Source organism: Caballeronia udeis (assembly GCF_044909315.1).
Lineage (GTDB): Bacteria > Pseudomonadota > Gammaproteobacteria > Burkholderiales > Burkholderiaceae > Caballeronia > Caballeronia udeis_A.
In genome coordinates this window covers 225,906-238,468 of the sequence record NZ_JBIYEB010000001.1, presented here as the reverse complement: position 1 = coordinate 238,468, position 12,563 = coordinate 225,906, and the positions used below count along the sequence as shown (strand labels likewise).

Below are 12,563 nucleotides of genomic sequence, written 5' to 3'. Positions count from 1 at the left end.
GCACCATGGTCGACAATAGCAAGCCCGCCGCACCCGCTACCCCTCCGAGCTTCCAAACCCGGGACCCCAATTCGCCCGAGTTCTGGAGTGAACGCTTCGACCAGCGCTTCATGCCTTGGGATCATGCCGGCGTACCGGAGGCGTTCCGAGCGTTTGCCCTTGAACATCGCAGCACGTCGCCGAACGTGCTGATCCCCGGCTGCGGCAGCGCGTACGAAGCGTTATGGCTTGCACGCGAAAACTGGCCGGTCAAAGCCATCGATTTCTCCTCAAGCGCCGTTGCGGCGGCGCGTGAGCAATTGGCAGAGTACGCCGGAGTAGTGGAGCAAGCCGATTTCTTCGCGTACAGGCCGCCGTTCGAGACAGACTGGATTTATGAGCGCGCGTTCTTGTGCGCTTTGCCGCGAGACCGCTGGCAGGACTACGCCGCGCGCATGGCCGAACTGCTGCGGCCCGGGGCGCTGCTGGCGGGTTTCTATTTCCTCGGTGAGACGCCCAAGGGGCCGCCGTTCGGCATTGAACGGGGCGCGCTGGATACGTTGCTGACCCCGTATTTCGAGTTCGTGGAAGAGCACGAAGTGACCGGCTCCATCGACGTCTTTGCTGGACGCGAACGCTGGCTAACCTGGCGCCGGCGTGCGGCAGAAGCCGGGCCTGTCGCCTGAATCCGTCGTATCCAGGATCGGGCCTGCAGCGGCCGACCCGCGGCTGACCCAAAGCCCGTATCTGCACCAATCGGCGTGTGCTTGCGCACCTTGTGTTTCGAAGAAAGAAACCTGCGCAAACGTGCCGCATGCCCTTGAAACCTAAGCCTGCAAGCCCAAAATTAAGGGGCCGCCGATGGTTTGCGGCTATAATTCAAGGCTTTGCAAGCGCCGAAACGTTAATCGTAGGAAGAGTGACATGCCGATCTACGCGTACCGCTGCGAGTCCTGCGGCTTCGAAAAAGACGCGCTCCAGAAAATGAGCGATGCACCGCTCACCCAGTGCCCGCAGTGCGGGAAGGAAACTTTCGTCAAGCAGGTAACGGCCGCGGGCTTTCAGTTGAAGGGTTCCGGCTGGTACGTCACCGATTTCCGTGGCGGCAACAACGGCGCCGCCGCTGCTTCCAAGAAGGAAGAGGGCGGTAAGAAGGACGAAGGCGCCAAAGCGGAAACGAAAAGCGAAAGCGCATCGGATTCGGGTAATTCGAGTAACGGGTCGAGCAAGGATTCGGGTAATCAGTCGTCGAAGACTGATTCGTCCACCGCAAGCGCGCCGGCAGCAAGCAGCACGACGTCGGCTGCGGCGTCATCGGGCAAACCGGCGTCGCCTGCATCGAATTGACGCTCGTCGCTTGCGCGAAGCGCGACGCCTGCAACTCAATCTTGCCCGGCCTGCGCTGACAAGCGCGCTCAGTTGCTCGATCTGCTCGATCTGTCCGATCGCACGCAAGAAGATGACCGCCCGAAGCCATGAACGTGCGTTGGGCGGCGAACCAGCCAAACCGCGAAAGCCCAAGCGGGGCGGCCTTCCGGCTGTGTAAATGACGACCAAAAAGACTACGTTGAAATCCGTGTTCGCAACCGGCCTGCTGGTGCTGGTTCCGCTCGCCATCACGCTATGGGTGATCGGGCTCGTGATCGGGACCATGGACCAGACGCTCCTGCTGTTGCCGGAATCCTGGCAACCCGAGCGGATCTTCGGCTTCCATCTGCCGGGCCTTGGCGCTGTGCTGACGCTCGCCTTCATTTTCGTCGTGGGCTTGCTCACGCAGAACTTCGTCGGCCAGAAACTGGTCGAGTGGTGGAATGTGATCGTGCGCCACATTCCCGTGGTCGGACCGCTGTATACCAGCGTTAAACAAGTGTCGGACACGTTGCTCTCCAGCAGCGGCAACGCGTTTCGCAAGGCACTGCTGATCCGTTACCCGCATTCGGGGTCCTACACCATCGGTTTCCTGACGGGTATTCCCGGCGGCGACGTGGTCAATCACCTGACTGAAGAACATGTGAGCGTCTACGTGCCGACCACGCCGAATCCCACCTCGGGTTTCTTCCTGATGGTGCCGAGAAGCGAAGTCATCGAGCTCGACATGTCTGTCGATGCTGCGTTGAAGTACATCGTGTCAATGGGAGTAGTCGCGCCGTCCATGCCGCAAGCGCAGGCCGCGCCGCGCCGTCCCGTCGATCCGCCGCTGTAATGCCGGCGCGCTGCGAACGAGACCTTGGACTTGTGCGCGCGCACCGTTGATCAATGAATAACGAAAGACACAACATCATGTCGATGAGATCCGAATACTGCGGTCTGGTGACCGAAGCCCTGCTGGGCCAAAGCGTTTCCCTGTGCGGCTGGGTACATCGCCGGCGCGACCATGGCGGCGTCATTTTTATCGATTTACGCGACCGCGAGGGCCTCGTGCAGGTCGTGTGCGATCCGGATCGCGCTGAAATGTTCAAAGTGGCCGAAGGCGTACGCAACGAGTTTTGCGTGCAGGTGAAAGGCGTGGTGCGAGGCCGTCCGGAAGGCACGGCGAATGCCGGGCTGACGAGCGGCAAGATTGAAGTGCTGTGTCACGAGCTGAATGTGCTGAACGCGTCGGTGACGCCGCCGTTCCAGCTCGACGACGACAACCTCTCCGAAACCACGCGCTTGACGCATCGTGTGCTCGACTTGCGCCGTCCGCAGATGCAGCAGAACCTGCGTTTGCGTTACCGCGTGGCTATTGAAGTGCGCAAGTATCTGGACGCGCAGGGTTTTATCGACATTGAAACGCCGATGCTCACCAAGAGCACGCCGGAAGGCGCGCGCGATTACCTTGTGCCGTCGCGTACGAACCCGGGTCAGTTCTTCGCGTTGCCGCAGTCGCCGCAATTGTTCAAGCAATTGTTGATGGTGGCGAACTTCGACCGCTACTACCAGATCGTGAAATGCTTCCGCGACGAAGACCTGCGCGCAGATCGTCAGCCGGAATTCACGCAGATCGACTGTGAAACGTCATTTTTGACGGAACAGGAAATCCGCGATCTGTTCGAAGCGATGATCCGTCACGTCTTCAAGGAAACCATCAACGTCTCGCTCGACGAGAAGTTTCCGGTCATGCTGTATTCGGAGGCCATGCGCCGTTTTGGCTCGGACAAGCCGGACCTGCGCGTGAAGCTGGAATTCACGGACTTGACGGACGCTGTCCGGGACGTCGATTTCAAGGTCTTCAGCACGCCGGCCAATTCCAAGGATGGCCGCGTGGCGGCGATCCGCGTGCCGCGTGGGGGCGAGATGACGCGCAGCGAGATCGACGGTTATACGGAGTTCGTGCGTATCTACGGCGCGAAGGGCTTGGCCTGGATCAAGGTGAATGACATCGCGAAGGGTCGCGATGGCCTGCAGAGCCCGATCGTGAAGAACCTGCACGACGCCTCGATCACCGCGATCATCGAGCGGACCGGCGCGCAGAATGGGGACATCATTTTCTTCGCGGCGGATCGTTCGAAAGTCGTGAACGACAGCCTGGGCGCGTTGCGTCTGAAAATCGGTCATTCGGAGTTCGGTCGTGCGAACGGCTTGTTCGAAAAGGGCTGGAAGCCGCTGTGGGTGACCGACTTCCCCATGTTCGAATTCGACGAGGAAGATAACCGCTACGTGGCGGCGCATCACCCGTTCACGAGCCCGAAGGACGAGCATCTGGAATATCTGGAAACGGATCCGGGCCGCTGCCTCGCGAAGGCTTATGACATGGTGCTGAACGGCTGGGAAATCGGCGGCGGATCGGTGCGGATTTATCAGGAAGAAGTGCAGAGCAAGGTGTTTCGCGCGCTCAAGATCGGTGCGGAAGAAGCACGGATCAAGTTCGGCTTTCTGCTTGACGCGCTTCAGTACGGCGCGCCGCCGCATGGCGGTATTGCGTTCGGGCTGGACCGTATCGTCACGATGATGGCGGGCGCCGATTCCATCCGCGACGTGATCGCATTCCCGAAGACGCAGCGCGCGACGGATTTGTTGACGCAAGCACCGAGCGAAGTGGACGAGAAGCAGTTGAAAGAACTGCATATTCGTTTGCGTGCGCCGGAGCCGAAGCCGCAGTAAGCGTAGCGAGTAACAATGGTTGAAACGGAAAAGGCGCCGCAGGCGCCTTTTTCAGTTTATGGGGTTCTGATCCACGCCGTGCTACCCGCCCCACCCCGTCACCCATTTGCAACAGACGAAACGAAACCTCCGCGTGGTGCGACTTTTCCCGTTTTTAGGTTACATTCTTCGGCCAGCCTCCTAGAAAGGCCGCAACGTTCCCATCATGTCCAAGCCGCCGAAAATTCCCGAGTCTGTCCTTGTTGTCATCCATACGCCCGAACTGGACGTGCTTGTCATTGAGCGCTTCGACCGGCCGGGTTTCTGGCAGTCCGTGACAGGTTCAAAAGATCATATCGACGAACCGCTGGTCCTGACGGCGGCGCGCGAAGTCGCGGAGGAAACGGGGATCGTGGTCGGCAGCGCGGCCGTACCGGAGCGCTCGCTGATCGACTGGCATCACCGGATTGAATACGACATCTATCCCGAATGGCGGCATCGGTATGCCGAAGGCGTCGTGCGCAACGTCGAACACCAGTTCAGTCTGCTCGTCCCGCATTGCATGGAAGTGACGCTCGCGCCGCGCGAGCACACCGCCTTTCTCTGGCTGCCGTTTCGTGAGGCGGCGGCGAAGTGTTTTTCATCGTCAAATCGGGAAGCGATCCTGCAATTGCCCGAGCGTCTCGCGGAGCACAGCCGGTGATCGGTTTCGGCACGCCCAAACGGCGGTTCGCCGGACTCAAGCAAGCCCTGTTTCGCGGACGCCGCCCGGCACGGCTGTGCTTCACCATCAACAACACGGTGCGGCTGTTCAAGTCCGGTGTGGAATTTTTCCCGGCGCTGATCGAACGCATCAACGCCGCCCAGCACGACGTCTCGCTTGAAACCTACATCTTCAGCGACGACGACGCCGGCCGCGCCATCTCCACCGCGCTGATGAACGCGGCCCGGCGCGGCGTACACGTACGCGTGATCACGGACGGCATAGGCACCGCGAAACTCCCGCTTTTCGATGAGTGGACGCAGGCGAACGTCGAACATCGCGTGTACAACCCGCACTTGTTCGGGCAGCTTGGGTTTTCACGGACGCATCGTAAGCTGGCGGTCATCGACCGTCACATTGCGTTTTGCGGCGGCATCAATATTGTCGATGACTTCGATCAGAACGGCGTTCATCTCGATCACGCGCGCTGGGATTTTGCGCTCGAAGCGCAAGGCCCGGTGGTCAAGGACGTGCGCGAAGCCTTCGATATCCAATGGCAGCGAATTCGCCTCGGCGTGAAACCGCGGGCGGCGCGACAGGAGGACCAGCAATCTGCGCCAGGCGTTTCGTCGAGAACCAGCCGCAGCGCATTGCGCGCGCGCCTGCGAGCACGGCGGGGCCTGATTCACGCGGTCGATCGACCGTGCGTGGCATTCGTCGCCCGTGACAACCTGCTCAACCGGCGCGCAATCGAAAAGGCGTATCTCGCGGCGATTTCGCACGCGGAAAAAGAAGTGATGCTCGCGAATCCGTATTTCATGCCGGGGCGCAAACTGCGTCGCGCGCTGGCTCGCGCAGCGCAGCGTGGCGTGCGTGTCACGCTGGTGATCGGACGAAAGGAATTTGTCGCGCTCGATTACGCCACGCCGTTTTTGTATCGCAATCTCCTGAAGTACGGCGTGCGGATCGCGGAATACGAGAAAACCATCCTGCACGGCAAAGTGGCCGTGGTGGACTCGAACTGGGCTACGGTTGGATCATCGAATCTGGACGCATTGAGCCTCGTGCTGAACAATGAGGCGAACATGGTGCTGGTGAACCATGAGCAGGAGATCGTGAAGCTGCGCGACGCGATCCTGGCCGCTTTCCACGACGGCCGCCCGATCACGGTTGAGCAATACGCGGCGCGCCCGGTTGGTGAGCGTCTGCTTAACTGGCTCGCCTACAACGCGTACCGCACGATGATGAAAATGCTCACCATCGGCCGCTACGATTGAGGCGTAAAAAACGCCGCGCGGTCAAACCCGGGCAGGCCCGACTGGCCGTCCGCCCACAAACCGGGACAAACTGAGACTCGTCCGATAGATGTGGTCAGAAGTTAGACCCCGGTTTCTAATAAAAAGCTTGTTTCATGAGCGGCTAGCTATAACAATAGTACGGCCGTTCGATTTTATTTCGATTCAATGAAAACGGTAAAGATCATGCGAAAAGGCGAACAGACACGAGTCGCGATCCTCGATGCTGCGCTGGACCTGGCGAGCAGGGACGGACTTGAGGGTTTGACGATCGGCCTGCTGGCCGAACGGATGCAAATGAGCAAGAGCGGCGTGTTCGCGCATTTCGGCTCGCGCGAGGATCTTCAGGTGGAAGTGGTCAAGGAATACCACCGGCGCTTTGAAGACGAGGTGTTCTACCCGAGCCTGCGCGAAGCACGTGGTTTGCCGCGCTTGCGCTCAATGCTGGCGCGCTGGATGGAAAAGCGCATTGAGGAAGTGACAACGGGCTGTATCTACATCAGCGGCGCGGTGGAGTATGACGATCGCGCCGACAGTGCAGTCCGGGAACAACTTGTACACAGCGTGACCACCTGGCGAGCGGCGCTCACGCGTGCGATCAACCAGGCGAAAGACGAAGGGCATCTGCGGGCGGACACAGATCCGGGGCTGATGCTGTTCGAACTCTATAGCTTCACGCTCGGCCTGCATCATGATGCCCGTTTCCTGCACCTGCCGGACGCGGTGCAACTGACGCGGGACGCGCTGGAAAAGACGATTGTTTCGTATCAAAGCAACGGCCATTAGGCGTCGGGCGGATCAGCAGAAGGAGCAGTACGGCGGATTCGGCGGCGACCAAGGCCCAAGCTTCCTGGACACTTGGAGAAGAAAAAATGGGACAGTACACAGCGCCGCTACGTGACATGCAGTTTGTCTTGCACGAATTGCTCAATGTGGAAGCCGAGGTCAAGGACATGCCGAAGCATGCCGACCTCGACGCGGACACCATCAATCAGGTTCTCGAAGAGGCCGGCAAGTTTTGCGCCGAGGTGCTTTTTCCGCTGAACCAGATTGGCGACCGCGAAGGCTGCACGTACGAAGGCGATGGCGTTGTGCGCACGCCGGCGGGTTTCAAGGAAGCCTACAAGCAATACGTGGAAGCGGGCTGGCCGGCACTGGGTTGCGACCCGGAATACGGCGGCCAGGGCCTGCCCGCGTTCGTGAACAATGCGCTGTTCGAAATGCTGAATTCGGCTAACCAGGCCTGGACGATGTACCCCGGCTTGTCGCACGGCGCGTATGAATGTCTTCACGCACATGGTGCACCGGAGCTGCAGAAAACCTACTTGCCGAAACTTGTCGACGGTACCTGGACCGGCACCATGTGCCTGACCGAACCGCATTGCGGCACCGATCTGGGAATGCTTCGCACGAAGGCCGAACCGGATAGCGACGGTTCCTATGCCATCAGCGGCACGAAGATCTTCATCTCCAGCGGTGAGCATGATATGGCGGAGAATATCGTGCATCTGGTGTTGGCTCGGTTGCCGGGTGCACCGAACGGCACGAAGGGCATTTCGCTCTTCATCGTGCCGAAGTTCATCCCGACTGACGCCGGCGCTCCCGGTGAGCGCAACGGCGTGAAGTGTGGTTCGATCGAACACAAGATGGGCATTCACGGTAACTCCACGTGCGTGATCAATCTGGATAACGCGAAGGGCTGGCTTGTCGGAGAACCGAACAAGGGCTTGAACGCCATGTTCGTGATGATGAACGCGGCGCGCCTGGGCGTTGGCATGCAGGGGCTGGGGCTGACGGAAATCGCGTATCAGAACTCGCTGACGTATGCGAAGGAACGCCTGCAAATGCGTTCGCTGACCGGCCCGAAGGCGCCGGAAAAAGCGGCTGATCCGATCATCGTGCATCCGGATGTTCGCCGTATGTTGCTCACGCAAAAGGCCTACGCCGAAGCCGGTCGTGCGTTCACGTACTGGGCTGCGTTGAATATCGACAAGGAACTGTCCCATGCCGATGAATCAGCGCGCAAGGACGCCGCCGATCTCGTCGCGCTGCTCACGCCGGTCATCAAGGCGTTCCTGACGGACAACGCGTTCGAAGGCACCAACATGGGCATGCAGATCTACGGCGGCCATGGTTTCATCTCCGAATGGGGCATGGAGCAATACGTGCGCGACGCCCGCATCAACATGATCTACGAAGGCACGAATTCGATTCAGGCTCTGGACCTGCTCGGCCGCAAGATTCTCGGCGACATGGGCGCGAAGCTGAAGAAATTCGGCAAGCTCGTGACCGACTTCGTTGAAGAGGAAGGCGTGAAGCCGGAGATGCAGGAGTTCATCAACCCGCTCGCGGACATTGGCGACAAGGTGCAGAAGCTGACCATGGAAATCGGCATGAAGGCGATGCAGAATCCGGACGAAGTCGGCGCCGCCTCCGTGCCTTATCTGCGCACCGTCGGGCATCTGGTGTTCTCGTATTTCTGGGCACGCATGGCGCGTATCGCGCTGGATAAGGAAGCCGAAGGCGATCCGTTCTACAAAGCGAAGCTCGCCACCGCGCGGTTCTACTTCGCCAAGCTGCTGCCTGAAACGGCATCGACCATTCGCGCCGCGCGCGCCGGATCCAAGACGCTGATGGACTACGACGAAGCCTTGTTCTAGGCCTCTTTTGCACTGCGCCGCGTTTTAGCTGGTTCAAAAAACGCGGCGCATCGTCTTACCGAATACCTCTCCCGGAGACACAACGTGAGCAATCTGAACATACGCAAGGTGGCCGTGCTCGGCGCCGGCGTGATGGGCGCGCAGATCGCTGCGCACCTGATCAACGCCCAGGTGCCGGTCCTGCTGTTCGACCTGCCTGCTAAAGAAGGTCCGAAGAACGGCATCGCGTTGAAAGCGATCGAGAATCTGAAGAAGCTGTCGCCCGCACCGTTCGGCGTGAAGGACGACGCGCAATATATCCAGCCCGCGAACTACGACGACGACATCGAGAAGCTGAAAGAGTGCGATCTCGTGATCGAAGCGATCGCCGAGCGCATGGACTGGAAGCACGACTTGTACAAGAAGGTCTCGCCGCATATTGGTGCGAAGGCGATTTTCGCGACCAATACGTCGGGGCTATCGATCACGGAGTTGTCGAAGGGTTTCTCCGATGAACTCAAGGCGCGTTTCTGCGGCGTGCACTTTTTCAATCCGCCGCGCTACATGCATCTGGTCGAACTGATTCCAACTGATACCACGCAGCCGCAGATCCTCGATCAGCTTGAAACGTTCCTGACGAGCGTGGTGGGCAAGGGTGTCGTGCGCGCGAAGGACACGCCGAATTTCATCGCCAATCGTGTGGGTATTTTCTCGATTCTTGCGGTAGTCGCGGAAGCGAAGAAGTTCGGACTGCGTTTCGATGAAGTCGATGACCTCACGGGCGCGCGCCTCGGCCGGGCCAAATCGGCGACGTTCCGCACGGCCGATGTGGTCGGTCTCGACACCATGGCGCACGTCATCAAGACGATGCAGGACAACCTCCCCGACGATCCCTTCTTCCCGCTGTACGAAACGCCGGCGGTTCTTGCCAACTTGGTGAAGAACGGCGCGCTGGGCCAGAAGTCGGGTGCGGGGTTCTACAAGAAAGAAGGCAAGGCAATCAAGGTGCTGGACCCGAAGACGGGAACATACGTTGATGGCGGCAGCAAGGCGGATGAACTCGTCGGCCGGATCCTGAAGCGCCCGCCGGCTGAACGGCTGAAGCTGCTGCGCGAATCGGAGCATCCACAGGCTCAATTCCTGTGGTCCATTTTCCGCGACGTGTTCCATTACATCGGCGTGCATCTGGACTCCGTCGCTGACAACGCCCGCGATATCGATCTCGCCATCCGCTGGGGTTTCGGCTGGAACGAAGGTCCGTTCGAAAGCTGGCAAGCGGCTGGCTGGACGCAAGTCGCGAAGTGGGTGCAGGAAGATATCGATGCCGGCAAGGCGTTGTCGAAAGCACCGTTGCCTTCATGGGTCTTCGACGGACCCGTGGCCGAGAAGGGCGGCGTTCATACGGCCGAAGGATCGTGGTCGGCGACTGCCAACAAGTTCAGCCCGCGGTCCTCGCTTGACGTCTACAAGAAGCAGGTGTTTCGCGCACCACTGATCGGTGAAGCGGGCGCCGATCCGAAAACCTACGGCAAGACGCTGTTCGAAACCGACGCCGTGCGCGCCTGGGTCGACGATCGCGCGGGCGAAGACGATGTCGTCATCGTGTCGTTCAAAAGCAAGATGAACACGATTGGACCATCGGTGATCGAAGCCCTGACGAAGGCGATCGAACTCGCCGAAGCCGATTACAAGGGCGTCGTGATCTGGCAGACGTCGGCGCTGAAGCTCGGCAATCCGGGCGGGGCGTTCTCGGCCGGTGCGAACCTTGAAGAAGCCATGCCCGCGTTCATGATGGGCGGCGCGAAGGGTATCGAGCCATTTGTGAAGAACTTCCAGCAAGGCATGTTGCGCGTGAAGTACGCGAGCGTGCCGGTGGTGGCGGCTTTGTCGGGCATCGCGCTCGGCGGCGGTTGCGAGCTCGCGCTGCACTCGGCCAAGCGCGTTGCGCACATCGAAAGTTATATGGGGCTGGTGGAAGTGGGCGTGGGTCTCGTGCCTGCAGGCGGCGGCTTGAAGGAAGCAGCGTTGCGTGCTGCGAGCGCGGCCAGCGCCGTGAACGCTACTAGCGATCTGCTCAAGTTCCTGCAGAAATCGTTCGAAAACGCCGCGATGGCGAAGGTCTCCGCATCGGCATTGGAAGCACGTTCGATGGGGTACCTGAAGGCATCGGACACGATCGTTTTCAACGTGCACGAATTGCTCGATATCGCGAAGAAGGAAGCGCGGGCTCTTTCCGCGGCGGGTTATCGCGCGCCGTTGCGTGTCACGCAAATACCTGTGGCCGGACGCTCGGCGATCTCGACCATCAAGGCGTCGCTCGTGAATATGCGCGATGGCCGTTTCATCAGCGACCACGACTTCCTGATTGCGAGCCGTATTGCGGAAGTGGTGTGCGGCGGTGATGTTGAAGCAGGCAGTCTCGTCGATGAAGAATGGCTGCTGGCGCTCGAACGTCGCGCGTTTATAGACCTGCTCGGCACCGCCAAGACGCAGGAACGGATCATGGGCATGTTGCAGACCGGCAAGCCGGTTCGTAACTAACGGGCGCGACCGCAAAAGTGCATGGGGCCAGAGTAAGGCGCTAAAGCGCCAACTCTGGCCGACAACGGAGCCAAAAAATGAGCAAACAAGTGCAGGACGCATATATTGTCGCCGCGAGCCGGACGCCTATCGGCAAGGCGCCGCGCGGCATCTTCAAGAACACGCGGCCCGACGAACTGCTGGTCCATGCGATCCGCTCAGCGGTCGCGCAGGTACCGGGTCTGGATACGAAGCTGATTGAAGACGCGATCATTGGTTGCGCGATTCCCGAAGGCGAGCAAGGCCTGAACGTGGCGCGAATTGGCGCGTTGCTGGCCGGCCTGCCGAACTCGGTGGGCGGCGTGACAGTGAACCGGTTTTGCGCCTCGGGCGTGACGGCGCTGGCGATGGCCGCCGACCGGATTCGCGTCGGTGAATCGGACGTAATGATTGCGGGCGGCTGCGAGTCGATGAGCATGGTGCCCATGATGGGCAACAAGCCGTCGCTGTCGCCGCATATCTTCGATCGCGACGAGAACGTCGGCATTGCTTACGGCATGGGCCTGACCGCCGAACGCGTGGCCGAGCGCTGGAAGATCAGCCGCGAAGCGCAGGATGCGTTCTCGGTGGAGTCGCATCGACGTGCATTGGAAGCGCAGCGTACCGGCGAGTTCAACGACGAAATCGCAGCGTTCACGCTGAATGAACGGTTTCCCGATCTGGCGACAGGCGAGATCCGCGTCAACGCACGCGAGATCAGGAATGACGAAGGCCCGCGCCAGGACACGACGTTGGAAGGGCTTGCCAAGCTTCGTCCCGTCTTTGCCGCAAAGGGTTCGGTCACGGCCGGCAACAGCTCGCAGACCTCTGACGGCGCGGGCGCGTTGATCGTGGTCAGCGAGAAGATTCTGAAGCAGTTCAACCTGACGCCGCTGGCGCGTTTCGTGAGCTTCGCGGTGCGTGGCGTGCCGCCGGAAATCATGGGTATCGGGCCGAAGGAAGCCATTCCCGCGGCGTTGAAGGCAGCGGGTCTGACGCAGGATGACATCGACTGGATCGAACTCAATGAAGCGTTTGCAGCGCAATCGCTGGCTGTGATCCAGGACCTGGGACTCGACCCGTCGAAGATCAACCCGCTTGGTGGCGCGATTGCGTTGGGTCATCCGCTGGGCGCAACCGGCGCCATTCGTGCCGCGACGGTCGTGCACGGCTTGCGCCGGCGCAACCTCAAGTACGGCATGGTGACCATGTGCGTGGGAACGGGCATGGGCGCGGCAGGCATTATCGAACGGATGTAAACGGCGAAACCCGGGGTATTGCCAAAGCGTAAAACAACGGTTCGTGCACCATCCGGTTCGCGGACCG

General features: G+C 60.3%; 10 protein-coding genes. All 10 read left to right on the top strand.

The genetic code is table 11. From position 1 onward, the window contains the following. Positions 1–5 precede the first annotated feature (5 nt). Positions 6–665 carry a methyltransferase domain-containing protein gene (locus ABH944_RS01065; RefSeq protein ID WP_404603993.1) on the top strand — a complete coding sequence of 220 codons (660 nt, stop codon included), beginning with the start codon at positions 6–8 and terminating at the stop codon, positions 663–665. A 238-nt stretch (positions 666–903) separates the two neighbouring features. Continuing rightward, positions 904–1,326, top strand: a complete 423-nt coding sequence (locus tag ABH944_RS01060) for an FmdB family zinc ribbon protein (RefSeq protein ID WP_062090316.1) — start codon at positions 904–906, stop codon at positions 1,324–1,326. A gap of 199 nt (positions 1,327–1,525) precedes the next feature. Further along, positions 1,526–2,182, top strand: coding sequence for a DUF502 domain-containing protein (locus ABH944_RS01055; protein ID WP_062090314.1), 657 nt, complete (start codon positions 1,526–1,528; stop codon positions 2,180–2,182). Between the two features lie 77 nt (positions 2,183–2,259). Then, entirely contained in the window at positions 2,260–4,062 is a 1,803-nt protein-coding gene (gene aspS, locus ABH944_RS01050; protein WP_404603992.1) for an aspartate--tRNA ligase, read from the top strand. Positions 4,063–4,267: 205 nt separating this feature from the next. Further along, the gene (nudB, locus tag ABH944_RS01045) at positions 4,268–4,744 is read left to right on the top strand and encodes a dihydroneopterin triphosphate diphosphatase (RefSeq protein ID WP_404603991.1); all 477 of its coding nucleotides are present in this window, start codon (positions 4,268–4,270) and stop codon (positions 4,742–4,744) included. Between the two features lie 47 nt (positions 4,745–4,791). Continuing rightward, on the top strand, positions 4,792–6,021 hold the full coding sequence (locus ABH944_RS01040) for a phospholipase D-like domain-containing protein (RefSeq protein ID WP_404604267.1): 1,230 nt from the start codon (positions 4,792–4,794) through the stop codon (positions 6,019–6,021). A 204-nt stretch (positions 6,022–6,225) separates the two neighbouring features. Next, on the top strand, positions 6,226–6,825 hold the full coding sequence (locus ABH944_RS01035; protein WP_404603990.1) for a TetR/AcrR family transcriptional regulator: 600 nt from the start codon (positions 6,226–6,228) through the stop codon (positions 6,823–6,825). An 86-nt stretch (positions 6,826–6,911) separates the two neighbouring features. After that, the gene (locus ABH944_RS01030) at positions 6,912–8,699 is read left to right on the top strand and encodes an acyl-CoA dehydrogenase C-terminal domain-containing protein (protein ID WP_404603989.1); all 1,788 of its coding nucleotides are present in this window, start codon (positions 6,912–6,914) and stop codon (positions 8,697–8,699) included. 84 nt (positions 8,700–8,783) lie between these two features. After that, positions 8,784–11,219: a 3-hydroxyacyl-CoA dehydrogenase/enoyl-CoA hydratase family protein gene (locus ABH944_RS01025; protein WP_404603988.1), complete on the top strand. Its 2,436-nt coding sequence runs from the start codon at positions 8,784–8,786 to the stop codon at positions 11,217–11,219. A gap of 77 nt (positions 11,220–11,296) precedes the next feature. Then, the gene (locus ABH944_RS01020) at positions 11,297–12,496 is read left to right on the top strand and encodes an acetyl-CoA C-acyltransferase (protein WP_062090375.1); all 1,200 of its coding nucleotides are present in this window, start codon (positions 11,297–11,299) and stop codon (positions 12,494–12,496) included. The last annotated feature ends 67 nt before the right edge of the window (positions 12,497–12,563 follow it).

Bases quoted from the DNA above. Each gene is read 5' to 3' on its own strand.
- ABH944_RS01035 (WP_404603990.1), top strand. From the start codon at position 6,226: ATGCGAAAAGGCGAACAGACACGAGTCGCGATCCTCGATGCTGCGCTG.
- ABH944_RS01030 (WP_404603989.1), top strand. From the start codon at position 6,912: ATGGGACAGTACACAGCGCCGCTACGTGACATGCAGTTTGTCTTGCAC.
- ABH944_RS01060 (WP_062090316.1), top strand. From the start codon at position 904: ATGCCGATCTACGCGTACCGCTGCGAGTCCTGCGGCTTCGAAAAAGAC.
- ABH944_RS01065 (WP_404603993.1), top strand. From the start codon at position 6: ATGGTCGACAATAGCAAGCCCGCCGCACCCGCTACCCCTCCGAGCTTC.
- aspS (WP_404603992.1), top strand. From the start codon at position 2,260: ATGTCGATGAGATCCGAATACTGCGGTCTGGTGACCGAAGCCCTGCTG.
- ABH944_RS01055 (WP_062090314.1), top strand. From the start codon at position 1,526: ATGACGACCAAAAAGACTACGTTGAAATCCGTGTTCGCAACCGGCCTG.
- ABH944_RS01020 (WP_062090375.1), top strand. From the start codon at position 11,297: ATGAGCAAACAAGTGCAGGACGCATATATTGTCGCCGCGAGCCGGACG.
- nudB (WP_404603991.1), top strand. From the start codon at position 4,268: ATGTCCAAGCCGCCGAAAATTCCCGAGTCTGTCCTTGTTGTCATCCAT.